25 protein-coding genes and 2 pseudogenes are annotated in these 26,762 nt (G+C 40.3%); 4 read left to right on the top strand and 23 right to left on the bottom strand.

Going from position 1 to position 26,762, the window contains the following annotated elements:
* Window positions 1-111: 111 nt before the first annotated feature.
* Together HMPREF0847_RS01945 and yaaA are read right to left on the bottom strand one after the other, a co-directional pair.
* A complete protein-coding gene (locus tag HMPREF0847_RS01945) occupies window positions 112-1,131 on the bottom strand; it encodes a LacI family DNA-binding transcriptional regulator (protein WP_008809243.1) in 1,020 nt (339 codons plus the stop codon).
* 88 nt (window positions 1,132-1,219) lie between these two features.
* A complete protein-coding gene (gene yaaA, locus HMPREF0847_RS01940) occupies window positions 1,220-1,954 on the bottom strand; it encodes a peroxide stress protein YaaA (protein ID WP_008809244.1) in 735 nt (244 codons plus the stop codon).
* A 120-nt stretch (window positions 1,955-2,074) separates the two neighbouring features.
* Between yaaA and HMPREF0847_RS01935 the strand changes: the two genes are divergently transcribed.
* Both HMPREF0847_RS01935 and trhA read left to right on the top strand, forming a co-directional pair.
* Complete coding sequence (locus HMPREF0847_RS01935) at window positions 2,075-2,539, top strand: DUF1836 domain-containing protein (RefSeq protein WP_008809245.1); 465 nt, start codon at window positions 2,075-2,077, stop codon at window positions 2,537-2,539.
* The gene (trhA, locus tag HMPREF0847_RS01930) at window positions 2,514-3,161 is read left to right on the top strand and encodes a PAQR family membrane homeostasis protein TrhA (protein WP_012000697.1); all 648 of its coding nucleotides are present in this window, start codon (window positions 2,514-2,516) and stop codon (window positions 3,159-3,161) included. The genes HMPREF0847_RS01935 and trhA overlap by 26 nt, the downstream gene beginning before the upstream one ends.
* A gap of 153 nt (window positions 3,162-3,314) precedes the next feature.
* Here trhA and HMPREF0847_RS01925 read toward each other — a convergent pair whose 3' ends face one another.
* Both HMPREF0847_RS01925 and hemH read right to left on the bottom strand, forming a co-directional pair.
* A complete protein-coding gene (locus HMPREF0847_RS01925) occupies window positions 3,315-3,524 on the bottom strand; it encodes a hypothetical protein (RefSeq protein WP_008809247.1) in 210 nt (69 codons plus the stop codon).
* Between the two features lie 85 nt (window positions 3,525-3,609).
* The gene (hemH, locus tag HMPREF0847_RS01920) at window positions 3,610-4,704 is read right to left on the bottom strand and encodes a ferrochelatase (protein WP_008809248.1); all 1,095 of its coding nucleotides are present in this window, start codon (window positions 4,702-4,704) and stop codon (window positions 3,610-3,612) included.
* 142 nt (window positions 4,705-4,846) lie between these two features.
* Between hemH and pepT the strand changes: the two genes are divergently transcribed.
* Window positions 4,847-6,073, top strand: coding sequence for a peptidase T (gene pepT / locus HMPREF0847_RS01915; protein ID WP_008809249.1), 1,227 nt, complete (start codon window positions 4,847-4,849; stop codon window positions 6,071-6,073).
* A 1,383-nt stretch (window positions 6,074-7,456) separates the two neighbouring features.
* On the opposite strand, the pseudogene HMPREF0847_RS11560 reads toward pepT, so the two are convergent.
* The 4 genes and pseudogenes from HMPREF0847_RS11560 to rimM all read right to left on the bottom strand — a co-directional run.
* Window positions 7,457-9,586: pseudogene (locus HMPREF0847_RS11560) on the bottom strand (pneumococcal-type histidine triad protein); the annotation flags it as partial.
* Window positions 9,587-9,594: 8 nt separating this feature from the next.
* A pseudogene (locus HMPREF0847_RS01905) lies at window positions 9,595-10,528 on the bottom strand (metal ABC transporter solute-binding protein, Zn/Mn family).
* Between the two features lie 315 nt (window positions 10,529-10,843).
* Window positions 10,844-11,575 (bottom strand): tRNA (guanosine(37)-N1)-methyltransferase TrmD, encoded by a 732-nt coding sequence (trmD, locus tag HMPREF0847_RS01900; RefSeq protein WP_008809252.1) that lies wholly within the window; start codon window positions 11,573-11,575, stop codon window positions 10,844-10,846.
* Window positions 11,565-12,083 carry a ribosome maturation factor RimM gene (gene rimM, locus HMPREF0847_RS01895; protein ID WP_008809253.1) on the bottom strand — a complete coding sequence of 173 codons (519 nt, stop codon included), beginning with the start codon at window positions 12,081-12,083 and terminating at the stop codon, window positions 11,565-11,567. Before rimM ends, trmD begins: the two co-directional genes overlap by 11 nt.
* A 198-nt stretch (window positions 12,084-12,281) precedes the next feature.
* On the opposite strand from rimM, the gene HMPREF0847_RS01890 reads away from it, so the two are divergent.
* Window positions 12,282-12,740, top strand: coding sequence for a hypothetical protein (locus tag HMPREF0847_RS01890; protein WP_008809254.1), 459 nt, complete (start codon window positions 12,282-12,284; stop codon window positions 12,738-12,740).
* Between the two features lie 253 nt (window positions 12,741-12,993).
* On the opposite strand, the gene HMPREF0847_RS01885 is transcribed toward HMPREF0847_RS01890, so the two are convergent.
* From HMPREF0847_RS01885 to HMPREF0847_RS01815, 15 genes are all read right to left on the bottom strand, one after another.
* Window positions 12,994-13,548 carry a GNAT family N-acetyltransferase gene (locus HMPREF0847_RS01885; protein ID WP_008809255.1) on the bottom strand — a complete coding sequence of 185 codons (555 nt, stop codon included), beginning with the start codon at window positions 13,546-13,548 and terminating at the stop codon, window positions 12,994-12,996.
* Between the two features lie 166 nt (window positions 13,549-13,714).
* Window positions 13,715-14,380 (bottom strand): potassium channel family protein, encoded by a 666-nt coding sequence (locus HMPREF0847_RS01880; protein WP_008809256.1) that lies wholly within the window; start codon window positions 14,378-14,380, stop codon window positions 13,715-13,717.
* 10 nt (window positions 14,381-14,390) lie between these two features.
* A complete protein-coding gene (locus HMPREF0847_RS01875) occupies window positions 14,391-15,740 on the bottom strand; it encodes a TrkH family potassium uptake protein (RefSeq protein ID WP_008809257.1) in 1,350 nt (449 codons plus the stop codon).
* A complete protein-coding gene (locus tag HMPREF0847_RS01870; RefSeq protein WP_008809258.1) occupies window positions 15,737-16,288 on the bottom strand; it encodes a putative immunity protein in 552 nt (183 codons plus the stop codon). The genes HMPREF0847_RS01875 and HMPREF0847_RS01870 overlap by 4 nt, the downstream gene beginning before the upstream one ends.
* A 347-nt stretch (window positions 16,289-16,635) precedes the next feature.
* A complete protein-coding gene (locus tag HMPREF0847_RS01865; protein ID WP_008809259.1) occupies window positions 16,636-16,875 on the bottom strand; it encodes a KH domain-containing protein in 240 nt (79 codons plus the stop codon).
* A gap of 18 nt (window positions 16,876-16,893) precedes the next feature.
* A complete protein-coding gene (gene rpsP / locus HMPREF0847_RS01860) occupies window positions 16,894-17,166 on the bottom strand; it encodes a 30S ribosomal protein S16 (RefSeq protein WP_008809260.1) in 273 nt (90 codons plus the stop codon).
* Between the two features lie 159 nt (window positions 17,167-17,325).
* Window positions 17,326-17,976, bottom strand: coding sequence for a hypothetical protein (locus tag HMPREF0847_RS01855; protein WP_008809261.1), 651 nt, complete (start codon window positions 17,974-17,976; stop codon window positions 17,326-17,328).
* A 107-nt stretch (window positions 17,977-18,083) separates the two neighbouring features.
* The gene (locus HMPREF0847_RS01850) at window positions 18,084-19,040 is read right to left on the bottom strand and encodes a CPBP family intramembrane glutamic endopeptidase (protein WP_008809262.1); all 957 of its coding nucleotides are present in this window, start codon (window positions 19,038-19,040) and stop codon (window positions 18,084-18,086) included.
* A gap of 23 nt (window positions 19,041-19,063) precedes the next feature.
* Window positions 19,064-19,684 carry a TIGR01906 family membrane protein gene (locus HMPREF0847_RS01845; protein ID WP_008809263.1) on the bottom strand — a complete coding sequence of 207 codons (621 nt, stop codon included), beginning with the start codon at window positions 19,682-19,684 and terminating at the stop codon, window positions 19,064-19,066.
* Window positions 19,677-20,447, bottom strand: a complete 771-nt coding sequence (locus HMPREF0847_RS01840; RefSeq protein WP_008809264.1) for a TIGR01457 family HAD-type hydrolase — start codon at window positions 20,445-20,447, stop codon at window positions 19,677-19,679. Before HMPREF0847_RS01840 ends, HMPREF0847_RS01845 begins: the two co-directional genes overlap by 8 nt.
* Window positions 20,448-20,449: 2 nt before the next feature.
* Complete coding sequence (locus HMPREF0847_RS01835) at window positions 20,450-21,199, bottom strand: acyl-[acyl-carrier-protein] thioesterase (protein WP_020992609.1); 750 nt, start codon at window positions 21,197-21,199, stop codon at window positions 20,450-20,452.
* Between the two features lie 3 nt (window positions 21,200-21,202).
* Entirely contained in the window at window positions 21,203-22,333 is a 1,131-nt protein-coding gene (gene hemW / locus HMPREF0847_RS01830; protein WP_008809266.1) for a radical SAM family heme chaperone HemW, read from the bottom strand.
* A gap of 135 nt (window positions 22,334-22,468) precedes the next feature.
* Window positions 22,469-24,214 carry an ABC transporter ATP-binding protein gene (locus tag HMPREF0847_RS01825; protein WP_008809267.1) on the bottom strand — a complete coding sequence of 582 codons (1,746 nt, stop codon included), beginning with the start codon at window positions 24,212-24,214 and terminating at the stop codon, window positions 22,469-22,471.
* Window positions 24,207-25,973 (bottom strand): ABC transporter ATP-binding protein, encoded by a 1,767-nt coding sequence (locus HMPREF0847_RS01820; RefSeq protein ID WP_008809268.1) that lies wholly within the window; start codon window positions 25,971-25,973, stop codon window positions 24,207-24,209. Before HMPREF0847_RS01820 ends, HMPREF0847_RS01825 begins: the two co-directional genes overlap by 8 nt.
* 18 nt (window positions 25,974-25,991) lie before the next feature.
* A complete protein-coding gene (locus HMPREF0847_RS01815) occupies window positions 25,992-26,603 on the bottom strand; it encodes a TetR/AcrR family transcriptional regulator (protein WP_008809269.1) in 612 nt (203 codons plus the stop codon).
* Between the last annotated feature and the right edge of the window lie 159 nt (window positions 26,604-26,762).

The following is a 26,762-nucleotide window of genomic DNA, read 5'->3' as shown; positions in this document are numbered from 1 at the left end:
TTTCCTCCTTTTTGAAACGTTTCATTTTTATTTGTTTTATATAAAGGTTTATATTAAACCTTTATATTTTTTGAAACGTTTCATTTTTATGGTTTCATTATACAACCGCTTTCATTTTTTGTCAAGTGATTTCTGTATTTTTTTTGTAGTACCACCTTCTGCAAAATAAACTGGTAATAAAACCCTTGATAACACAGCTTTTTCTTTAGAAATGAGTTGCAACAATAATTTGACAGAAGCTTGGGCAATCTTATCCAGAGGTTGTGCAATTGTTGACAGTAAATAAGTTTGATCCGCAGCATTTCTCAAACCATCAAAACCAATAATCTGATAATCTTGTGGAGCTTTTTTACCAAATTTCTCCATTACTTTCATAACTTTAATAGCCATAAAGTCATTAATAGCAAAAATACCATCAATTGTTGAATGTTTTAGTAAAAATTTCTCAATCTGTTTTTCAGGTTCAACAAGTGGTTCTGACATATCTAATTTTAAAACAGAATGTCCCATACTCATCAACTTTTCACAAAAACCTAATTCACGTTGTTTAGTTTCATTCTCATGGATATTAGTACTTCCAATATAAGCGAGCTGTTTAGCACCTCGATTAAGCAACTCTTCCGCTGCCATCTGCCCCCCTTTATAATTCTCTGAAGTCACATAGGAGACATTCTCAGAAAAATGTCGATCAAAACTTACAAAAGGCAAACTGCTTGAAACATATTTATCAACATCTGAATAAGTTACAGCAATAATACCATCTACTTTGTTTTTCTCTAACATTTGAATGTACTCAATCTCATTTTTGACATCGCCATCAGCATTACAAATGAATAGTTTATATTGATTTTTAAGTAATTCTTTTTCAACGTAGTAGGCTAATTCTGAAAAAAATGGGTGCCAAATTGTCGGGATTATAAGAGCAATATTATTACTTTTATTGGTCTTTAGCCCCCGCGCATAATTATCTGGAATATAATTCAACTCTTTAATTGCTTCTTGTACCTTTTTTAGTGTGACTTTTTTGATACCTTTCTCGTTGTTAATAACGCGCGAAACTGTTCCGACACTAACACCAGCACGACTAGCTACATCTTTCATTGTGATGGATGTCCGACTTTTTCCTTGCATTTCTTAACCTCCATTTAAAAAAACAAGACATATCTTGCAATCGTTTTCCTCAATTGATTATAAATAATTTCACTTTTTTTGTAAAGTTTTATCCATCTACTTTCTTTACAAAAACAAATTCTCTTTCTTGTGAAAGATTTTCTTGAAACTTAAATCCAGAAAAAGAACTCTGTTTAATATCAGATAGTTTGGTAATGTGATTCTCAATCAAATAACTCAAAAATTGGCCACGCGCCTTTTTTGAGATAGTCGAATGAATTTTCCGTTTTCCATCTTTTTCTTCCATGAATTTGAAGCGGATCATCTTGTCTCTCACCTCTTTAGGAAAGACATCTTCAAATTCACTAGACAAGAGCGAAAGCAGAATTTCCTGATCTGCAACAGCTTGACCATAGGTCTCTGTCCACAGCTTTTTCAATGATTGCTTTTCGACATTGAGCTTTGTCATAAAGTCCAAACGGTGGGGAGCAATGGGCGCCAAAGCTGGAATCACTCCATACAAGCTAGAGGTAATCAAAAGATGATTTCGGATATACCGTTCTTCTTCCTTGCTCAGATCCTTACGCTTAATGTTTCGATACATGAGACCGTCAAAAAGATAGAGAGCAGGATAGGTTGGTGCTGTCTCATTTTGAAGTTCCTGAATACGTTGGTATTCCTCATCTGCTTTCTCTAGTCGAATCTGATATAGCTGGGCTAAGTCAGTCACTGAATACTGACTCAAAGCCTGAATAATTAATTTCGTCTTTTCTGACAGACTTTCTGGCTCAATCTGAGCGACTTGAGTATTTAGTTCTTTTGCTGTTGGAATTAAAATTTTCATAGATTCATTATAACAAAACTTGTATTTTCTTGACTATCCTTACGATTTATTCTTGACTAATTATATTTTATATCATATAATCTAGTTATCGATACTAGATTATAGAAAGGTTGATATTTTATGATATCCTTTCCCCTCTGGCAAGAATTACCTGATCTTGATTTATATTTAGACCAGGTCCTATTATATGTTAACTCTGTCAATCAAAAGGCTTTTCCAGGACAGGAAAAAGTCTTAACAGCAGCGATGATTAATAATTATGTCAAGCATGCTCACATTCAAAAACCGATCAAGAAAAAATACAATCGTACCCAAATTGCTCGGCTAATTATTCTCACAACGCTAAAACCAGTATTTCCTATTCAGGATATTATTGAGACTGTTGAATATCTAGTGAAAAACCAAGAGAGTTCCGAACTCTTTTACAATCAATTTGTTAGCTATATGAAAGAAGAGACTAATATAGAAATCCATCCTCTTGTTTCATCTGCTTGTCAGACAGTCAAACTCTACCATCAGACCAGACAATTATCTCTAGAATTGAAAGGAGCACATGCAAATGAATCTAACCATGAAATTAAGTAAACGTTTGAGTTTTGGTGAGGAAGTGGCAAATGCTGTTACCCATGCTGTAGGCTCTGTCCTTACACTTATCCTACTTCCCTTATCAGCTATCTATAGCTATGAAGTCCATGGCTTACTATCAGCTATTGGTGTCTCCATTTTTGTCATCAGCCTCTTTCTTATGTTTCTTTCATCTACAATCTACCACTCCATGTCTTATGGCTCAACTCATAAATATATCTTGCGTATCATTGACCACAGTATGATTTATATTGCCATTGCGGGTAGTTATACTCCAGTTGTCTTGGCTTTAATGAATAACTGGTTGGGTTATTTGATTATTCTAATCCAGTGGGGAACGACAATTTTTGGTATTCTCTACAAAATTTTTGCCAAAAAGGTCAATGAAAAATTTAGTCTCGCTCTTTATCTTATGATGGGCTGGCTGGTTGTCTTTATTATCCCACCAATTATTAGCCAAACGAGCCCGCTTTTCTGGGGATTGATGCTGGCTGGAGGCCTTTGCTATACCATTGGAGCAGGATTTTATGCCAAGAAAAAACCATATTTTCATATGATTTGGCATCTCTTTATTCTTGCTGCCTCTGCCTTTCAATACATCGCTATTGTCTTTACCATGTAACCATCTTTCATCTTAAATGATTACTTTAAACTTGTATACTAATCATAGTAAAAGCTCTCTGAGAAAAATTCTCAGAGAGCTTTTTAGTCAAATATAGTTAAAAATACAATAAGTTCCAAGCTTCTTGACTATTTATATATCACTTCGGTTGAATTATTCTCTATTTTTTTCTTTTTTAAGCTTTTCATTTTTAGGCTTTTCTTTTTTAAAAGCAAAATACAATAATAAGACCGGAAGTAACACATTAGCTGCCAGAGCACCCATCCTATAAGAAACATCTGAATCAGCAGGTAATGGAGTTACAAAACCATGATAAACAGCAAAAACTGCTAAAATTAAAAATATAACTCTTTTAAAAGACATATCGACTCCTTCTAAACTTGCATTTTACCTCTTTAAAAGGCTAAAATTCATTATTAACAATAAATAGAATAACATACATTCATTTTTAATGCTTGATTCTTCCCTTTTTTTCTAGCATTTTCTTAACAAAATAGGGCATTTTTACGTTTTCAATTCCCTTTTTTTCAATTAATTTTTTTACAAATTCAGGCATTTGAGGCTCATCTATTTCTTTTAATATCTTAGAACTTGTCTCAGAAGGAGCCAATTCATCAAAAGTCGTTTCTTCTGGATAGAGATACTGAAAATCATCTCCTTCATGCTTACGAATGGTTGTCACGATTGCTGCAATCAAACGAGGGTCTGCATTAGGCATTGGTGGACGATGATAAGCCACACCAAACTCTTGACACAGTTCTCGACATTCCACATCATTATCAAAAAGAACTTCTATATGCTCACTGATAAAACTAATCGGAACAAAAATATAGTGTTTAGGATGGACAGTCTGATCACGAAGATACTCTAAGACATCTGGTTTAATCCAAGGAAGGCCGATATCACTTTCGCTTTGCCAAGTATTAGTATATTCAAAAGAAGATAGTCCCAAGCGCTGTGCAATCATCTGCGCATTGTCAACAATTTGATCAATATAAGGATCTTCAAAATCTAGAGCTAATAGTGGTACACTATGTGCTGAGAAAATAACTTTGAAGCTTTCACCCTTGACTTGTTTATCGATAATCTTCCTAATTTCATCTACCCAAAAGTTTAACAAATCTTCTGAACGGTACCAGTCCTTGATGATATTAAAACGGATTTTCTCACTATGGATGAACTTTTCATATCCCATAACCGAGTAAAAAGAATAATGTGGTTCCAAAATCAGACAGATACATTCTTCAATGCCATCTAACTCCATTTGACGAATAAGGTCTGGGATGAAGGGGGAGGAGAACTTATTCGCAAAATAAACTGCATATTCGTCTGATAAAACTTGTCCGACCAGCTTGACTTCTTCTCTCGTAATTTCCTGTAAAGGACTTCCACCAATTAGCTGATAGTTATCGTAAAGATGTTGAATTTCTTGGTCTTTTGGACGCACACCTCGACGGATATTGGTAAAAAATGCAGCAACGTCTTCAAAAGTATAACCTTCTGGCGAACCAAAGGTCATCATCAAAATAGCTTTTTTAGTCATATTTCCCTCTTTTTCTAAAGCTCTCTGCTATTATAACATGATATCAGTCAAAATAAGTATGACTTTTCTATTCTTTTCTACTTTGTCAGAAACATATCAATATGCTAAAATAGATTTAAATCAAAATGAAAGAAGAGATTTTATGAAATACCCTAATCTTTTAGAGCGTTTCTTGACATATGTCAAGGTCAACACGCGCTCAGACGAGACATCTACTACTACACCCAGCACCCAGAGTCAGGTGGACTTTGCTAACAATGTCCTCATTCCTGAAATGAAGCGGGTTGGCTTGGAAAATGTCTACTACCTGCCCAACGGCTTTGCGATTGGAACTCTGCCTGCCAACGACCCCAGCTTTACCCGCAAGATTGGCTTTATTTCCCACATGGATACGGCGGACTTCAACGCAGAAAACATCCAGCCACAGGTCATTGAGAATTATGATGGCGGAGTGATTTCGCTGGGACAATCTGGCTTCAACTTAGATCCTGCGGACTTTGCTAGTCTTCATAAATACAAGGGGCAAACCCTGATTACGACTGACGGAACCACCCTTTTGGGAGCAGATGATAAGTCTGGTATTGCTGAAATCATGACTGCTATCGAATACCTGTCTGCCCATCCAGAGATCAAGCATGGAGAAATCCGAGTGGGATTTGGCCCAGACGAGGAAATCGGTATCGGAGCTGATAAGTTTGACGCTGAAGACTTCGATGTGGACTTTGCCTACACAGTGGACGGCGGACCACTAGGCGAGCTCCAGTACGAAACCTTTAGCGCTGCTGGAGCTGAACTGACCTTCCAAGGCCGCAATGTCCATCCAGGAACTGCCAAAGGTCAAATGATCAATGCTCTCCAGCTGGCTATTGACTTCCACAACCAGCTACCAGAAGCCGATCGACCAGAGAAAACTGATGGCTACCAAGGCTTCTACCACCTGATGAATCTGACTGGTACAGTCGAAGAAGCCCAAGCAAGCTACATTATCCGTGACTTTGAGACAGAGGCTTTTGAAAATCGCAAAGCTACTATGCAGGTCATTGCTGATAAGATGAACCAAGAGCTGGGCAGCGAGCGTATCAACTTGACCCTCAAAGACCAATATTACAACATGAAGCAGGTCATTGAAAAAGACATGACACCAATCACTATCGCTAAGGCAGTTATGGAAAGTCTTGACATCCGGCCTATTATCGAGCCCATCCGTGGCGGAACTGATGGCTCAAAAATTTCCTTTATGGGCATCCCGACACCTAACCTCTTTGCCGGTGGCGAAAATATGCACGGACGCTTTGAGTATGTCAGCCTAGAAACCATGGAACATGCTGTCGATACCATTATCGGTATCGTCTCTTATCAAGAAAAATAAACCTCTCATGAACATAAAAAAGAACAAGCTAATCTTTTCAAAATTAGCTTGTTCTTTTTTTTATTCTTCTAATTTGATTAGGCTTTTATGAATGAGATTTCGTCTGATAAATCCTAGGTAATCTTATTAACATATTACAGAATCTTCTCAGAATAAACCTTTTCTTTATTAGTTGCTTACTTCATTTGTCGTGGATGCCTGTTCAGAAGACTGAGCTGGCTCTTCTTGAGTAGCCTCGCTTCCTTGATCTTTTAGCTCTGAAGCAGAACTAACCGCTTCTGTTGGACTGGAACTTTCACTTGATGAACTAGTAGACTTGTTAGGCTCACTAGATGTCTGATTGGATGAACTATCGGTTGGAGTTTCAGTAGGTTTTGCAGTCTCAGATTCTTTTTCCTCTGATTTAGCTGTATCAGAAACTGGTTTTTCTACCTTCCCTTGATTTTGAAGCCCTTCAACAAACGATTGAACTTCGGCAAGCAACTCTTCTTTATTGACTTTGCTATCTGCAAGCTTATCAAATAAAGTATCTACTTTAGTAAATAATTCATCTGACGCATTTTGCTCTTCAAGTAGCTTATGGGCCGCCATCAGTAAAGCATAAATTTTCTTATACAGTTCTTGATCTTTTGGATTTGTTTCTTCTTGCTGATTTTTAATAGTATCAACCATTTGAGACAAGAGTAACTTAAGCTCTTCCAAGATGGTCTCCCGATCTTTACGTCCTTCTTTAAGATCAGCTTGAAGAGCCAATAATTGATTCTTGTAGTTTTCTTGACTGGTAGAATCTTTAACCTTATCTAAAAGTGTTTGTCCTTGCAGGAAGAGTGCTTGGAAGGTTGCATCAGGAATTTCTACTTTTGGCTGTGGCGCAAATTCACCATAAAGTTCTTTTAAGAAACCGTAAATGGCTGTTTTGTAGTTCTGATCATCCGTTTTTTCGGTATCTAGAATAGTTTTATCTTTAGCTTGACTTGCCTCTCCACTAGCAAGAGCCTTATCAACTTCTAGTTTGGTTTGATAGAGATCCAAGAATAAAGCTTTCAAATCCACAGCCTCGATAAAGGCTTGCGACTTATAAAGTTTCATAGCTAAATCTGCAACTTTTTTACGTAGTTCCGGTTGCAGGCGAGCATCATCTACAGCAAGGTAGAATGTCTTAAGATATTCGACAGAGGTCATACCTGTCCGGTCTTGATAATCTTGAAGACTGGTCAGAAGCTGATCAATTTCTTTCATCTTATCTTCATTTTTTTCAACCTTTGCCATTTGCAAGTCACTTAGTAAGGAAGCTTTATTAACATTGTAGCTATCTGTTTCCAAGCGTTTGATCTTATCAACTAATTCCTGATACTTCTTATCTACTTCTGTCAGTTGCTCAGTCTGGGCATTTTTATCCACATGGATATAATGCTTATCAAACTGCTCTAAACTTGCTAAATAACCAGCCGTTGAGTTGCTCGGTAACTGCTTCATGGTTTCTACAAAATTTCCTAAAGCAAGCTCAATTCGACGTTGCATCAACAAATCATTTTCGTAGATTGTTCGACTAGCAGCTAGCAGTGAGTCTACTTTCTCTAAAACTGCCTTTTCACTATAAGCTCCGTCCTGATATGCTGATTGTAAAATAGGCAATTTATTCTTCAAGCCTAAGTTAACCCCTTTAGATTGAACTCGGATGTAATGATTGTGATCTCCATGAGGAATGACAAACTGACCGTTTTCGACTTGAATGCTGTATGGTGACAAACCTGAACGAAGAGCCGTTGTGTAGAGTTCGTTTAAGAAGTCTAACTCAGGATTTCCAGTTTCTAAAGGAATACGGACATGTTCTTTTCTAACAGCATATGGATGGATATGGGTTGGATCATAAGCCTGATCTGGATTATTAAAGACGAAGAAACCTTTGGAAATCTTAATGGCTTCACGAGGAACTCCATATGTTTTAGAGATATAGGCCATCTTTTCTTCATCGCTCGCATCACGAGAAAAACGATCATAATCAGATTTCTCTTGACTTGCTTGCGCTGAATGTTGTTGCTTCATCAACTGTGCTTCAGCCGCTGCAATTTGGTCTGCTGTCAAATCCTTTTTAAAGAAGTAGTGAGCATGACCACCATGTTGAACAACGTATCCTTCCTCATCTTTTGAGATGACATTTTCAGCGTGGAAACCGTGGTCATCTTTTTCAACTGGTTTTGTTGGTTCACTAGGCTTAGAAGGCTGAGTAGGTGTATTTACTGCTGTCTTAGGGTAAGTCTTTTGACCAGCTATTGGAATATTTCTTGCAATCTCTTCTTCTAGAGATGACAAGCTACTATATGGAATAAAGTGATAATGGTTCCCGTGAGGAATAGCCACTCCCTCAGCTGTCCTATGGGCAATTTTTGCAGGATCAAAAATCAGGCCATCTTTTTCAGCATAACGTTTTTCTTTAGGCATGCTGTAAAGCTTCTGCAATTCGTCCTGATAGTTTTTGCTAACCTCAGTTCCTTGATCGCTCGGTTTAGTGACTAATCCTACTCCTCCAGTTTGATTTGGCTTGGAAGGCTGACTTGGAACAGGAGCTGGATCGTGATTTGCTTGATGATTAGAATTTGCTATATGGCCAGTGTTCTGGTCTTGAGAAGGATTGTTTGCAAGATTCGAATTTTCTTCTCCAGATGGTTTATCAGTCGAAGAAGCCTGTTGATTTCTGCCTTGCAAATAGTTCCAATAAGCTTGAGCAGCAGCTAATTCACCAGCTGATAAGTCTCCCTTTGGAATATAATGAATGTGACCAGCATGAGGAACCAAATAGCCATCACCCGTGTCCGAAATAATGTCAGAAGGACTAAAAACATAACCATCGTCCGTCGTATAAGCTCCCCCTCTATTCTGTGATGCAGTATTCACAGGTGAAGTACTTCTTTTCCCAGCAGCAAACGAAGCACTTGGGCGACTAAAGTCCTGCGTCTTTCTGGATTGATTTTGACTTGATTTACCATCCGTTTCGACTCCAGCTTCGTCTTCCTTACCAGGATGAAGCTGACGTTGTCGAGCAATTTCATCGACTGACCGAACATTAGTTGTTTCTTTAGCATTCGTCAAGTATAAATAATACTTCCCAGCTACTTTAATAATATAACCGTCTTTTACCTGATTGACAATATCAGCTTCTTGCAGCTGATAATTGGGATCACGCATAATCAATTCTTCACTAAGAATCGCATCAAATGGGACTTTCCCGTTATAGTAATGATAGTGATCACCGTGAGAAGTAACATAGCCCTCTGCAGTGATTTTAACGACAATCTGCTCTGCTGCAATACCTTCTTTAGCACTAACCTGGTCAGGTTTTAGGTTTTCAGCCTTTCTAGCTTTGCTATTTTGTTTACTATTTGCTTTTTTCTCTACATAAGCGACCTTATTTTTTGATTCTGTCTGTTCTGATTGATGTTGCATAATAGCATATCCACATATTGTTAGAGTCGCTAAGGCCGCAACTGAACCAATGATATATTTCTTTTTCATTCTAAACCTCAATTTTTTAATTCTTTAGCTAATATTTTAAAGTTATCTTCCAAATTCTCCAGATAGGACTTATCATTTTCAGGGTCGGCTTCCAAAGGATTTAATACCTTAAGATTGACACCTGTCGCCTTCTTTAGAGTTTCTGCCAATTTAGAAGAAGCATTGCTTTCTACAAAAATGGTCTTTACTTGATAAGTCTTAATAAAATCCTGAATTTCAGTTAATTGTCTTGGACTGGGCTCTTGGTCAGGAGAAATACCAGAAATCCCAAGCTGCTTCAAACCAAAACGCTTGGCCAGATAAGAAAAGGCTGTGTGTTGCGTAACAAAAGTCTTATTCTTAATTCCATTAAAAAACTCCTTGATACTTCTTACTAAGTTCTTTAGCCTTTTCAGCAAACTTCAAGGCATTTTTCTCATATTTTGTAGCATTCTTACTGTCTAACTTAGATAAGTGTCGAGCAATTAATTGTGCCTCTTCAGCTACTTTGTCAGGATCTAACCAAGTATGAGGATCATAAAGAGTCTTTTCATCAATTCCCTTATCAGCAGAAACATCTTCTAGGCCAGCTACCTTTTCTAACTGCATACCTTCACTAGCTTCAACCACTTGAACCTTAGACTTTTCTAAGCTCGGGTCTAGACTACCCGCCCAAGATTCTAACGTTCTTGAGTGGTAAACAAAAATATCAGCGTCATAAATAGCTGCCACATCACTGGCAGATGGTTCGAATTCATGAATCCCAGAACTTGATTGGATCATTCGGACATCATTCAAGTCACCCGAAACTTCCTTCACCATAGAATAGATAGGATAAAAACTTGTCACAATTTTGAGCCCCTTATGACTCTGAGGTGGACTCGATTCCTTTTTTGTGCAAGCTACAAGTGAGATCCCTACTATCACAAGAGCTATTAAACGAAGTATTCTTTTAATTTTCATAAAACTCCTTAACCAGTTCAATAATTAGTCAAATGAATAGCTATTTCTAAAACACTAAAACATGTCTTAAAAACAGCTTTTTTCTTAACTGGTTTATTAACCAGTTAACATATTACGCTTTTTGGTCTATCCTGTCAAGTATTTTTTTCATAATTTTAAAGATATTTGTCTTTTCTAAGAAACCTTATGACAACAAAAAAGCCACCGATGGTGACTTTTGGGGAGATTATTATGAAAAAGATTAGGATACTATCAAATAAAATTAGGAGTTTTTATTTGATGGGTATAGTATAGAATAGGCATCTTAAACTATTCTTAAAGATTTTCTCTTTCTAAAGATTCTTTTATTTGATCCAAAAATGCTGTTTCTTCTTCTGTGAAATCATAATCTTCCAAGAGATCAGGCCGTCTTAGATAAGTCTTTTTCAGACTTTCATAGAGACGCCACTTGCGGATGTTTTCATGATGGCCGCTCATGAGGACTTCCGGAACGACCATACCCCGATATTCATAGGGCCGAGTGTACTGAGGATACTCCAAGAGCCCAGACGAAAAACTGTCATCTGTATGACTGGCTTCCTTGCCGATAACCTCTGGAATCAGGCGAACAGTAGCGTCAATCATGGTCATAGCCGCTAATTCTCCACCAGTAAGGACATAATCACCAAGTGAAATCTCGTCAGTCACTAAAGTCTTAATCCGCTCATCATAGCCTTCGTAATGGCCACAAATGAAGATGAGTTCCTCTTCCTTAGCCAGCTCCTCAGCATAGGCTTGGTCAAAAGTCCGACCAGCAGGATCCAACAAAATCACTCGCGGTTGCTTCTTTTCAATGGCATCATAGGCATCAAAAATAGGCTGGGCCCGTAGCAACATCCCTTGACCACCACCGTAAGGCTCATCGTCCACATGACGAGACTTCTCTGCATTTTCTCGGAAATTGTGGTAATTGATTTCTAATAGTCCTTTTTCTCGCGCTTTTCCTACGATAGAGTGCTCCAAGGGAGCAAACATCTCCGGAAAGAGGGTCAAAATATCAATTTTCATCGTCCAATCCTTCCGGTATCTCTACGTCAACTCGACCTTGCTCGATGTTGATTCCCAGCACCACTGGCGGAATGTAGGGCAAAAGTAAATCTCGCTTGCCTTTACGTTTGACAACCCAGACATCATTAGCTCCTGGCTGCAGAATTTCCTTAATCGTACCAAGAAGAACATCATTTTCATAAACTTCAAGTCCGATGATTTCGTGATAGTAAAATTCACCATCTTCTAAGTCCGTCAAATCCTCTTCAGCTACTTTCAGACTGAAATCACGGTATTTCTCAATGTCATTGATATGATACATGCCCTTAAACTTGATAATATCAAAGTTTTTGACCTTGCGATGGCTGGCAATCTCCACATTCATAACAAACTGATCCTTTTTATCGAAAAGAGCCAGTGTATTTCCTTTTTTAAAACGTTCTTCTGCAAAATCGGTCACTGACAAAACCCGCATCTCACCTTGCAAACCTTGGGTATTGACAATTTTTCCAACATTAAAATAATTCATATTGACTCCAACATATTATACTCTGCCTAGTATTTTATCATGATATAGGGGAATGTACAAGGGAGATAAATGAGAATTCCCTTGCCTATATTTATTTGATTAAAGTTGCTACTTAACGTATAATTATACATATAGAGCTTTAACACTATAAACACCCGAGTGTGTTTACGCAAAACTAGAAAGAAGTTGGTGACGACTATGGGGAAAAAGTTAAGTAAACTCCTGCTCTCTACTGCTATTCTAGCCGCAACAGCCACCAGTCTGACTGCTTTGACACAGGTCAAAAAAGGCCAAGCAATGGAAAATGAAACGAGGGAAACTAGAAATCTCTCAGCCCTTGATGAAAAAATTGCTCAAATTGACAATCCAACCATCAAGGCTTTTCTAGAATACTATGCTAGTCAGAACATGACCTCCGCATCGTCTCTTCCAATGATAGATGATCTCGAGTCCAATACTCGCATCATAGTTATTGATACTGATGATGCGGATAAGAGTTTGCCACCAGCCATTGGAACATCAGTCGATGGATCCGAAGGGCCTGTCGGTGGAACTGTTGATGCTGATGGCCAATACATTGAGTTTGATACCAGTGACCATAGCAAATCCGCAACCGTTCAGGAGATTCGAGATGCGGTCGCACAAATCCTAGGGTGATAAATTCCTAAAACAATGCTTACTCATTGGCCGAGTTTCTATCTCGGTCATTTTCTATTCCTAAAAATGTATCATATTACTGTAAATCTTGTTTTTCCTAAAAATCTATGCTAAGGTAATGGAAAAAATATAAGAAGGAGGGTTTGCTATGATGAGAAGTGGGCATCTTATTTACAAGGTAAAATACCTAATAGTAAAAACAAAGCAATCTTTTATTGATCCAAATCTCAATTGAGCTCCTGAGAACTTCCTTTTAATAATCGCTGAAACGTCTATGTTTGATTTCAAAGTCGAAATAATTCTCCTCCTGAAGTCGGTGGAAAATGTCTCGGTAGGCTTCTTCGTCAAAAGAATCCCCTCGATAAAGAATTTCAAAACTAAGATCGTCATATTCTAGAAATGCATTCGACGAGCGGAAACCCTTGCTGTGATAGAAATCCCAGCGAGCTTGACGCTGTTCAATATTATCACACGGCTCATCTAAGCGCTCGATTTCTAAAATCATGGTTCGCTGATAGAAATTGACCAGCTTTTCGATGATTTCACCGCCATAGCCATGGCTGCGCAGGTGGGGCATAATCGCAAAGAAACTAACATAAAAGGCTTGTGCGTTGGAGATGGCAAAGGCAAAACCAACAAATTCCTTTTCATGATAAAAGGCGAAAAAATTAGCATCTTCCTGTTCCTCATATCGTAAAAATTCACTGAGCGGTATCCTTTCCTCTTCTGGAAAAGCTTCATTATTCAAGGCTTCTACCTTATCCAAATCTGGAAAATCTGCTGTAATGATCTGGCTGGTTAAGCTCATAAAATCACTCCTTTTCTTGTGGTAGTATAACAAATTTTACAACTGGTTTCAAAAAAGAGCCCTGAAAGAGCTCCTATGTATCGATTTTTTCTTCATATAATAGAAAGGTGCCGAATGCCTAGTTAGAATCGGTTGGACTCCCAGCGAAGAGGACTTATTCTAGCTGCTACTTCACTATTTCACGTAAATTATCCAAATGCTGGTTATCAGTCACAGCCATAATGCTGACACCTTCTTGCCAAACAAAGTCTGGAGTAAACTGGCTTTCCAAAGGCTGATGTTTTTTCAGACGGTAGCCGATAATATTAAGATGATAAAGCCTGCGAGCATCTACTTCACGGACCGTTTTCCCGACCCAGCTAGCAGGCAGTTCAAACTCAGCCACCACTACATCATCATCCAGCTGGAAAACCTCAATCGAATGATTAAAGAGAATGGTCTTGGCCAATGAAATACCAGCCTCCACTTCAGGCAGAATAACCAGATCAGCTCCCACCTTTTCCAACACCTGCTGAGTTACTTCATCCTTGACCTTAGCAATGACATTTTTCACACCCAATGCTTTGCAGTGCATGACCGCTAGGACGCTGGATTCCAGACTTTCTCCCGTCGCTACGACGACCGTATCACACGCCCCAACGTCTGCCGCCTCTAAAAGCTCCATATCAGTAATGTCCCCGATCACACCAACGGCAATCATTTCTTCATACTGATTGATTGTCTCTTCGTGATTATCAATCGCAATGATTTCTACATCTTGAGAAATCAAGGCCTCAATGATACTCTGTCCAAAAATCCCCAAGCCGAGGATTCCAACTGTTTGATTTGCCATTTCTTTTCTCCTATCCAATCATAATGTCCGCCTTGCTGTAATGCAAGGTTGCAGCATTCTTCGGTTGATAATGGTTAAGACTGACCATAAGCGTCAGCGGCCCCACCCGTCCAATAAACATTAGCAACATAATCACAATCATACCAGCTGTATTGAGGCTGGTAGTGATATTTGCCGTGACACCAACTGTAGCCAATGCCGACACAGTCTCAAATATCAGGTAAATAAAGCGATGACTGCTATCGGTCACTAGCCCCAGTGCTAAAAGTCCGAGCAGAAATGTCAGCTGAAAAATCACTGTCACACCAAAAGCCTTCTGCACTAGCTGAGGAGACAGCGTTCTCCGCCCCATATTGGTATGAGGCAAGCCCAGAATTTCCTTTCGGGCAAAAAGCAAAAGAACTAAGAAGGTCGTAATTTTCAGACCGCCCGCTGTACCACCCGGAGCCCCTCCTAGAAACATCTGAAGCAGATAGATAAACAGTGTTACTGGACGAGCAGCCGTATAATCTATGGAAGAAAACCCAGCTGTCCTCATACTGACTGTCTGAAAAAAGCTGACCAGTAGCTTATCGCCAAAGGAAAGATTGCCAATCGTTCCAGGATTATTGTACTCCGTCCAGAGACTCGTGACCGTCCCAAAAACGAGGAGACCAGCAGTCAGCAGCAAGACTACCTTAGTATGAAAGTGCAGCCCCTTCTGTTTTCCTCCCAATTTAGTCGCCAAGTCAAACCAGACCATAAAGCCCAGTCCTCCAGTAATGATGAGGAGAGCCAAGGTGATATTGACCAAAACATCTGTCTGCAAGCCTAGTAGGCTATCATTGCCAAAATTATCAAAGCCCGCATTACAAAATGCAGAAACGGCTAAAAAGATAGAATTAAAAATCCCTTTTCTCAGACCAAACTTGGGAATGAAGCGAATCATGAGAAGGAGCGCACCCAGTCCTTCGATACTAAAAGTCGTGATAAAAATCGAACGGACAAATTGACCTAAGGTACGATTGTGACCATAACTAAAACTATCCCGCAGAATACGGCGATCCTTGAGGCTGAGCTTTTTCCGACTTTCCATGGTGAAAAAACCGATAAAGGTCAGGATGCCCAAGCCACCAATCTGAATCAGTAACATGCAAAGGAGCTGCCCCCAGACATTGTATGTATCCACAACCGATCGAGTAAAAAGCCCTGTCACACAGACCATCGAGACAGTTGTAAAAAGATGATCCAGATAGCCCGCTTGGGAACTAGCCGTCTGCACCCAAGGCAGACTGAGTAGCAAGGAGCCACAGAATATCACCAGAAGAAAAGACAAGATAATCTTTTGCGCTGGTGACAAGCGTGAAAATAAATGCTTCATAAAGTTTCCTTTCCTGATCTAATAAAAGCAGAGGCTAGCTCTATCTGCCCTTCTCTTTCCTTGGCAGCCAGTTGCAAATCATCTGGACTCTGCAAATTTCTGACTTTGATGGCATAATCCGCTGCGACAATAGCATGGCCCCGCATGTGGCCTGTTGCGACTGCTTGGGCAAAGACACGCGCAGCATATTTACCGATTTGTGATTGGGCTTGCTGCGACAGTTTGTTAGCCAAGAAACCAGCCTGCCTTAGTTCATAGGCAGATGCCCTACCATCAAGTCGAGCCTGAAAAATTGCTCTTACCTGAGTCAAAATCTTCTGCTTTTCAGACTCATCTTCCGCATCTATCAGAGCTATAAAGCTTGACGCCATTTTCATAGCCCATCGAGCCAGTTGCCCCTGAGGAAGCTGTTCCAAGACAAGCTCCAATTCCAATCTCTCCTCACCATCATCCAGGATTTTCAGCTTGTATGGACTCGGTAAAATCACTTGGCTATTCTCATAACACTTGCGCTCATGAGCGTTCCAAGCATAATCTTCTGGCTTCATATGTCCTCCAGTTTCGAATTTTTCTAAACTCGCCCCTGCATTTCGTTCTTCTCTTAAATGGAGTACCCAGCTCTCGGAGAACTCGAACTGTATCAATGGTCCTAAACTCAACTGCGCCTAATAACTTGTTTCGGCAAGAAAATTAAGGAACGTAGTTCTCGCGAAGCTCAAACTGCATCAATGGCCCTAAATTCAACTACGCCTAACAGCTTGGTTCATTAATGATAATAAGGAGCGTAGTTCTCGCGGAGCTCGAACTGCATCTATTTCTCTAACCTCACTTGCGTGCTAGGCACTCAGTTCGCTAAGAGAAATAGAAAAAACGGGACACATGGTCCCGCTACTTCTTATTTCTCATCAATGACGATGCGAACTTTTTTATCTTCGGTTGGGACAGAGTAGACAATCGTTCTTATGGCAGAGATAGTACGACCTTTACGACCGATAACACGTCCAACGTCAGTTTGATCAAGATCGAGATGATATTCCATAAACTCTGGAGTATCTTCGATTCGGATAGTTAAGGCATCTGGTTGTGAAATCAAAGGTTTCACTATTGCAATAATTAGATTTTCAATCGTGTCCATAGTCAACCTACAATTCTATTATTTAGAGTATTTTGAATCGTGGAATTTCTTCAATACGCCTTCTTTTGAAAGGATGTTGCGAACTGTATCAGATGGTTGCGCACCATTTTCCAACCATGCAAGTACACGGTCTTCTTTCAAAGTCACTTGGTTTTCAGCAACAAGTGGGTTGTAAGTACCAACTGTTTCGATGAAACGACCATCACGTGGTGAACGTGAGTCTGCTACGTTGATACGGTAGTAAGGTTTCTTTTTAGAACCCATACGAGTCAAACGGATTTTAACTGCCATTTTTAAATTTCTCTTTTCTGTTTTATATTTTAGTAAATAACAAAGCTATTTACTGACAGATATTATCTTACCATAGTTCTAGAGAGGTGTCAAGAAAAAAACTTGACAGGATTGATTTTTTTAACGAGAAATTTCGCCATTCTTTTCGGATGTTTGAGTTTATAAACCTGCTTGATCCATTTCACGAATCAATTGTTTCATTTGAGATTCTTTACCGGGTTTTACAGTGATCGTATCGATGTGCCTTATGGCTGAATTATCCTGGATATCAACCAAGGTCAAAGCCTTCTCGTAATATTCAATCCCTTTTTTTAGTCTTTCCTGATTGTTCCATTGTAGAATTGAGTAATTTATAGACTGATCTTTCCCAATCTCTTTAAAGTAGTCCAAACTTTTTTCTTCTAAAAACTGATATAAATCAGTATTTAATAAATTTTCCCCGACCTCAGCATAAGAAATATCCTCTAGCTGTACAACATATACCTCAATTCGGTTGTTTGTTCGTTTGGGACTTTCTTTTAGTACAGGGTGACGCTGAATCATTTCTTCTGAAAAATGAACAGTAAATGTAAGTCCTCCACCTTCATAATGATAGCTTCCATCAGATTCGACTTTTTCCGGCTTCAAATCTAGAGAAGTAAAAATTTTTTCGATTTTTGTATTTCCTTCCCTTATATCGCTAGGGGATGCCTTAAAAAGATTAAAAGTTAAGGGATTAAAAGTTGAAAAAAGTATCAAAAGTGAAATTGTTAGAAGAACCGCAAAAGCAATCAAAATTGCTTTTAGGAGTTCAGCTACTCTATCGTTCATTTTTCACTCCTTCGAATCTACGATGAAACTCCAACTCTTTCCTATGCAACAACTCAGGCCATAAAATTGTCAGGACTTGGATTTTTCTAGAAGACCTTCTCATACTATTATAAAAATAGCATATATATTGCATTTCCAATCATGAAAATCGTAAAGAGCCAAAACCAGACAGACATAAAAGCTGAACGAAAGCTTCCGCTCTCAGGTTTATTTATTTCTATATAGACTGAAATCTCTTTTCGAAGACTGTAAAGGAAATAAAGGGCTAGACCACTTCCACCATAGAGTAAGATAACGTGCACAAGTCCAACTAAAACTCCCGGTAAGAAGCTATAAATCAATGCTAAACCATCTCCAAGGACAAGATTGTTGAAGATGTGAAGTCCAATGGCCCAAAATACTGAGTATTCTAGAGTGACGTAAGAGAAAATGAAACCAACAAAGGTAGCGAAAATGATCTGAGGTAAATTCCCGTGGAAAATTCCAAATAAAAGGGAAGAGAAACTGATGGCAAATACTTTTCCATATTTTTCGAAAGTCCTTAGTCCTGCAACCCGGAAAATCAACTCTTCTGATATGGGACCGACAATAGCACTGTATAAAAACATCGTCCAGGTTGTAGAATCTGCGGAAGCAGCCTCAACTGAAGACATTATTGAGAGACCAAAAATATTCAAAAAGTATTCAAAGAATTGACTAAACAAGTTAAAAAAAGTCTGGGCAAGTAAAAGCAAGCTAGTCAGAATAAGAAAAGCTTTTGGTGTCATTGCTCTTTTTTTATGTCTAAGATCAGTGCTAAAAAGTTGCTTCTTACGATATAACCAGAAAATCAAGAGGCCAACCGGTACAGCAAAAAGATACATTCCCCCATCATTTGCTAGAAATTGTGATGCTGCTTCCTTTGCAGCTCGTAAATTGTCCCCTCCATATTGATAAATAAAAATTAGCAGGGTCACAATTGAATAAACAGTTACTACTGCTGACATTGCTAAAGTATACAAGAGACACAAGCCTGAAAATCGAGAAACATCTTTGCGGATTTCTTGATTAGTTTTACTTGTCATAAATATTTCCTTAATTAACTTAGTCATTTAACCTTTTTGCTCAGGAAATACAAGGTCGAAAAAATTCCCTCATAAAGCAAAGCAAAAAGAATAAAGGCGTGCATGAAAAATTCTTCAGGTAGAATCCAAATGACTGGATCCTTAGCCGGGTCAAACATCCAGGTGCTATCACCAACAAAAAGAACTTGATGAAAGAGCGTAAAAAAATTGTCAAAACCAATCAGGAAGACTAGTCCTACTAGAATAAGTGGTAAAAGACAGATTAACAGAAATACTCGTCTGTAGAGACCTAATAATCCCTTTTTGACCACTTTTTTGACAAAGAAGATCAAAGCCGGCAGAGTAACTAGAAAAATAGCTTGCGCCAAGTGAAAGAGGTACTTAACTGCCTGAAAATGATGCAACCCAGCTGCAGACGATCGAAAATCCGGCATCGCTAGCTTTTGACTAAAAGGATTGGTTAGGTAATTCATCAAAATATTAAAATTATACTGAATGGTCTCTGATTTTAAATAAACTTTATCTGGCAGGTTGAAATAAGAAATCTCTATTGGGTATAAGAGCCAAGCCAGATAAATGGTTAACATGATAGCTGTTGCCAGCAAGCACAAGACGCTGGCTGAAAATCTTACCTTATCACGCATCAAATTCCCACTCCGATAGACTAGACAAGACATGTGTCGGCTGGATAGGCAGATTTGGCACCTCTTCTGGCAGTGTAAATCCTGTTGTAACCAAGAGGGTCGGAATACCATTGTCGATTCCCGCTCGAATATCTGTCAGATAGTTATCACCCACCATGACCACTTCTTCACGCGCCAGTCCTAGATGCTCTATGGCTTTTTCCATAATGATAGCATTAGGCTTGCCGATAAAGGTTGGCTCAACCCGAGTGGCAGCTTCCAAGAGAGCATTGATAGCACCCGCTCCCGGCTGTAGGCCTCGCTCCGTTGGAATATTGAGATCTGGATTGGTCCCGATAAAGTGAGCACCCTTTTGAATGGCTAAAGTTGCTATTGTTAGCTTCTCATAGTCCACTTCCCAATCCAACCCCACTACTACATAGTCAGGATTTTCTGTATCTTCTATATAGCCAGCTTCTTCAATGGCATGTTTAAGCCCGACATCTCCGATAACATAGACTTTCTTGCCCAGATTTTTCTCCTGCATGTAATCAATAGTAGCTAAAGTTGCTGTGTAAATGGTATCAAGTGGCGTCTCAATGTTAAAATTCTCAGCTAACATGGTTTGAACCATTTCTGGCGTGCGTGTAGTATTATTGGTCACAAAAAGATAGGGAATACCGCGTTTCTGCAACTCATGCACAAAAGCTTCGCCAGCCGGAATTCTGCTCTTGCCCTTATAAATCGTCCCGTCTAAATCAATCAAATATCCTTTATAAGTCATTTCTACTCTTCCTCATTCTCTTGTTTAAACTCCTGCCATGTCACCAAAGCCTGGGCATTGACCTCGCCGTCACTGGAAATCTGGTGATTACTTTGTAGACCCTCTAGGTCATAGCTAGAAGCAATCATACCACCCGGTCGAACTTCCTTGACATACTTGAGATTGATTTTCTTAGGAATATACTTCATAAGGAAGTCCGCTCCCATAACCTCAAAGATCCAGTCCAGATACTTGCTATTATTGACATGCCCATTCATATCCAAGTCGTAAAAGCGCACATGGTAGTCCTTGCTGACAGGATTCTCCAAAGCTGGATACTTGGGACCGCGCAGTAATTTCTTGGAAAAATCAGACTGATAAGGAGCAACAATCTCTGGCTCAACTGCGTGAACCTTGCGGCTATCTCGATCCATAAGGACAAAGGTCGCCATCATCTGGATAATGGCCTCACCTGCTTCACCAAAAATCGTAAAGCGACGGTAGCAAAAGAGCCGGTTGTAGCTCAGGGCTTCAGTCTCGATGGTAATTTCCTCTGCAAATCGTGGCAGACGTGTTACATCGATATCGTAATCCGTGATAATCCAAACTAGGTTATACTGATCCAGCATATCCTTGTCACTGACGCCAAGCTCGATTGACTGCATCCCCGATACCTGCAAGGACAGCAGGATGACATCTGGAAGCTTGATATGGCCATTCATATCTGCCATATCAAAAGGAATTTTCATTTTCATTTGATAAGTTAAGCCCATGATTTACTCCAATATAAATTTCTCAGCAACCGTATCGCCCAAAAAGAGGCCTTGTTTGGTCATACGAACGATGTCTCTGTCCGGCACTAGCAAGCCCTGCTCAGTCAGTTCAGCCACAACTGCTCCGTATTGATCTTCAAAGGAAAGGCCGAATTTTTCCTCAAAGCGCTTTTTAGAAACACCTGATTTCTTCCGCAGTCCTAGAAACATCTCTTCTTCTATCTTTTCTTTCAGCGTCAGCACTTCTTCCTGCACGCGGGCATTGCCCACTTCCACCGCCTGAAGATAATGACGAATGGGACCGTGGTTTTTATAACGAACACCATTGACATAACCAGACGCTCCCGCTCCGATACCATAATACTCCGCATTGTCCCAGTACATGAGATTGTGACGGCTCTCAAAGCCTGGCTTGGAAAAGTTAGAAATCTCATAATGCTCAAAACCCGCCTTTCCCAGCTCAGCTATAATGTATTCAAACATCTCTGCTTCCAAATCTTCTTTAGGCAAAGGCAACTTCCCACGCCGCATCCGATTCATGAAGACTGTATGATTTTCCAAAATCAAGCTGTACAGACTCATGTGGGGAATGTCCAGGGCAATAGCCTTAGCTACATTGGTTTTCACATCTTCCATAGTCTGCTTGGGCAGGGCATAAATCAAGTCAATTGAGATATTGTCAAAACCTGCTTTTTTGAGATTAGCTATATTCTCATAGATATCCTTTTCCAAGTGACTGCGGCCAATTTGCTTAAGCATGCGGTCATTGAAGGTCTGTACACCCAGAGAAACCCGATTGACAGGCGAGTCTTTGAGTACAGCAATCTTCTCCTGATCTAAGTCCCCAGGATTGGCTTCAATGGTCAGCTCCTCAAGATAAGACAAATCAAGCTTATCCGTCAGCTTTTCCAGTAAAAAAGCCAACTGAGGAGCAGATAGAGCTGTCGGAGTTCCGCCACCGATATAGAGGGTACGGAGCTTTTTGATATCGTAAGAATCATACTCCTCGATCAAATGCTCTAGATAACTATCCACCGGCTGATTTTTGATAAAAACCTTGGAAAAATCGCAGTAATAACAAATCTGAGTACAAAAAGGAATATGCACATAAGCAGAGGTTGGTTTGGTTTGCATAGTACTTATTATACCATATATTATAGACAGTCAAGTGAGAAAGTTATCTTATATTTGGTATTAGAAAAGTAGCAAACGATTTGTTTGCTACTTTTCTTATTACGATGTGAATTTCTTGTTAGCTAAGATATTTCTTTAACTTTCCGTATTTATCCGCCAGCTGGTAGCTGTTTTTCTTTCTTGGATAAACTTACTGTAGATACCTTGTTTAGCTAGTAAGTCTTGGTGTTTACCCTGCTCGACAATGCGGCCTTGATCTAGCACCAAAATCTGGTCTGCATGCTCAACCGTCTTGAGTCGGTGGGCAATCATGATAATGGTCTTATCGCGAGTCAAAGCTTGAATAGCCTGCATGAGGGCTTCTTCGTTTTCTGGGTCAACATTGGCTGTTGCTTCATCCAGAATGATAATAGGTGCATCCTTGATAATAGCCCGTGCAATGGAAATGCGCTGACGCTCACCTCCAGAAAGACTAGCACCTCCTTCACCAATCTTGGTGTCATAGCCATCAGGCAGTGAGATGATAAAGTCATGACAGGCTGCTTTCTTGGCAGCCTCTATCACTTCTTCCTGACTGGCCTCCGGCTTGCCAAAACGAATGTTATTGGCAATGGTATCTTCAAAGAGATAGACGCTCTGAAAGACAAAGCTGAAATTCCGAATCAGACTGTCATAGCTGTAATCCCTAACATCATGCCCGCTTAGACTGATACTTCCCTGGTCCACATCCCAGAAGCGGGCAATGAGGTTGCAGAGCGTTGTTTTGCCTGATCCAGAAGGTCCAACCAAGGCAGTTGTCGTTTTTTCTGGAATGGTGAGAGAAACCTGGTCAATGATTTTCTTATTTCCATAAGAGAAGCTAACGTCTCTCAGCTCAATCCGACTGCTCTTAGGCTCAATATCCTGACCGCTGATGTCCATCGGCTGGATAGCCAAAACTTGATTGACCATATCAACCGACAAATCAACGATGCGCAGGAGAGAAGAGAAAGAGCCAACGCCGTCTAGATTTTCATAAATCATAAAACCACTGACAATCATCATAATGGTTACCAGCAGCTCCATACTGCCATTGAGATAAAAATAGATAGAGAAAAGACCCATAAAGAGACCGGTCAGCTTGGTCACCATGCCCTGGAGGGCAATGTAAGGTGAGGTCACGAGTGTCATTCTAGTATCTAGCTGACTCTTGCCTTCAATAGCCTTGGACAGCTTCTTGGCAGAACGGTTGACCAGATTGTAGTTCTTGACTTCTGCAATCCCTTGGCTGTACTCCAAAACAACGGCTACCAGGTCCATATCCGCCTGATACTTGTCATCAGAAACCTTGCCAACTTGCCAACGCATGAGGGTATTCGGCAGAAGAAAGAGAACGAGACCCACCAAGAGAACCAGTCCAACCCGCCAATCATATAGAAAAACCAAAATAGTGATGAGACCAGTCGTCAGAAAGCCCTGAACGGTCATCATAACCACCCGAGTAGCGACATCAGACAGCCCTTCCAGCGTATTAGTCGTAACACTGGTAATCTTGCCTAAGCTATTTTGATTAAAGTAACCCATGGGCAGATAGCGCATGTGCTCGGCAATTTCAATCCGCTTCTGAGCACAGGTATGATAGCCCGCTTCCGTCTGCAGCATGGTGATTTTCAGGGTAATCCAGACGTTTAGCACAGTGGATACCAACATGATAGCCAGAGCCAGCCAGAAGGTCTGCATAGAAAGATTCTTCTCAATCAGTCCCATAACGACTAAGCCGATTGCTGGAATACGCAGAGCGATGATAAAGGACTTGATGACGCCCAGATAAATGGATTGATAAAATTTCCTACGGTCCTCTGCCGTACAGAAATCAAAGAATTTCTTCAGTATATTAAGCATGAGTCAACCCTCCTTCCATCTCATCACTATCCCTAGTAGCAATATGGGCCTGCCACATGGAAGCATAAAGCGGACTTGCTGTCAGCAATTCTTCATGCCGACCTCTAGCTTCAATCCGACCATCATTGACCAAGACTATCTGGTCTGCACTCATAATCGTAGACAGCCTGTGGGCAATGACAATCAAGGTCCGTCCTTCAATCAGACGAGCTAGACTGGACTGAATACGTGCTTCATTTTCCGGATCTGTATAAGCAGTCGCTTCATCCAAGATAAGAATCGGCGCATCCTTGAGCATGGCACGGGCGATAGAAATCCGCTGACGCTCCCCACCAGATAGATGACCGCCGCCAGAGCCTACTTGAGTTTCAAAGCCGTCTTCTAAGTTCATGATAAAGTCATAACAGCCGCAGCGACGAGCAATTTCGATGACCTCTTCGTCAGAAGCTGCTGGATTTCCCATCCGGATATTTTCCATAATAGTCTCATCAAAGAGATAGTTATCCTGAGTCACGTAAGCAATCTGCCGACTATAATAGTCTAGCGGAAGCTGACGAATGTCCAAGCCACCGTAAGTAATCTGACCAGAACTGACATCCCAGAATGAAGCTAGAAGCTTGGCAATTGTAGACTTACCTGAGCCTGATGGCCCAACTAAAGCATTGATGCTGCCAGCCTTAATATCTAGCGAAATACCATGTAGTACTTCCTCTTCATCTGTATAGCCAAAGCTGACATCCGTCATGACCAGATCCCTTCCTTTTGGAAGTTCTCTCAGCTCCTGAGGTCTTTTCAAATCAGGCTTTTCCAGAATATCAATGACTTGGCCAAAAATAGTCCCCATTTTCCGTAAATCGTCCATATAGCTTGCCACTAAAATCAGAGGAGTCAGAAGACTGAGCGAAAGAATAATCATTAGAATGAAATTGCCGGCAGTCAAACTGCCTTGCAGATAGAAATAACAGCCAGCCGGCAGCAGAAAAAGCAAGCCTGATGGCAGAAAAGCAGTCACAATGCCCATCTCCAGATTGAACTTGCGCATCCACTCAATAAAGCAATCTGCTCCTTCTCTAGCAGCCGTCACAAACTTATCGTAAGAGAACTTTTCCTTACCAAAAACCTTGATAACCTCAATCCCATTGATGTATTCCACCGCTGTATCATTGAGCTTTTTGGTCTTGACCAGAGTATTTTGATAGTCCGCTTCGCTATTGACAGCCATCCGCATATAGGCCAGCGCCACGATGGGAATAGTCAGGAGAGACAGCAAGGTCAGCCGCCAATCGATGACTAGCATAGCAATGAGAACAATAATCGGACCAAAAATCCCAGCGGTAAACTCTGGAATCAGGTGAGCCAAGGTCGTTTCGGTCGCATCCACCCGCTCAACGATAATGTTTTTATAACTGCCTGATGACTGACTGAGTACTGTACCAAGAGGCAGCCTGGCTAGCTTGTCTGTCAGGCGGTGCCGCATTTCCGCTAGAATCTTAAAAGTAGCCGTATGTGACAGCATGGTAGAAATACCGTGGAATTCCCAGTAGCCAATCCAGGCCAGACCTGCCCAAGCTGACTGCTGCAAGTAGAAATTCCAGTTTTTATTGCCAGCCAAGAGCTGATTAATCATCCCGCCAATAAAGAAATAAGGTAGAAATCCTGAAAGCACAGAGGCAAAAGCAAAGATCAGACTGAGCACAAAATATATCTTATGAAGGGAGACAAAGTCCCAGATCCAAGCAAGAGTAGATTTTTTCTTCATAGAATTTCCTTCTTTCTATCAAAAACCTAGCAAACCTCCCCAGTCAAACAAGTCCATGATGGAATGGCAAAATTCCAGCGCCTGCTCTTGGGGCCAGTCTTGAGCCAAAGGCTCAAATACAGCTGTATAATAAGCTGTCATGCACGATCGCAGAAACTCGTATTTGACCAAATGATTAATTCTCTCCTCTTTGTAAGCCAGCTCCAAATAGCGATAAGTCTCGTCTGCAGCCAAATGAGGCAGACGCGTCCTGAAGTCCGCTTGTGAAGAACCCTGAGATTTAAAGAGCAAGAGTTGCATAATATCCTTATGCTCATAGAGAATCCGCATCAGGGACTGGAGATCCTCCAAGCGATGGGCCCACATATCAGACAGGTGTCCCTCTTCTAGGAAAGCATAGTCACGTCGCTTCTGCTCTTGTCCATACTGGTCTAAGGCTATCAGAGTAGGCTCAAGCAGGGTAGCAAAGAGACTGTCCTTACTCTCATAGCGCTTATAAAGAGCCCCAGTCGTCAAGCCAGCAGCTCGACAAATTCTCCGCAGTGAAGCATCCTGATAGCCATAAGCCAAGAATTCACTCCTTGCGCTTTCCAAGATTTTTTCGTTTAACTCATCTGTTTCTTTTTTCATGATTTTAAATTGATAACACTGTTATCACCTTTCTTCTTTTATTATAAATTCTGACAATTTAACTGTCAAGGAAAAACAAAAAAGACCGAGAAATATTTTCATCGGTCCAGTACTATTACTTTTCCTCTTGTAAACATGACAAAAGGAGCTTATTGATAA

The organism is Streptococcus sp. 2_1_36FAA (assembly GCF_000161955.2).
GTDB classification, from domain to species: domain Bacteria; phylum Bacillota; class Bacilli; order Lactobacillales; family Streptococcaceae; genus Streptococcus; species Streptococcus gordonii.
This window is presented reverse-complemented; position numbering and strand designations above follow the sequence as displayed.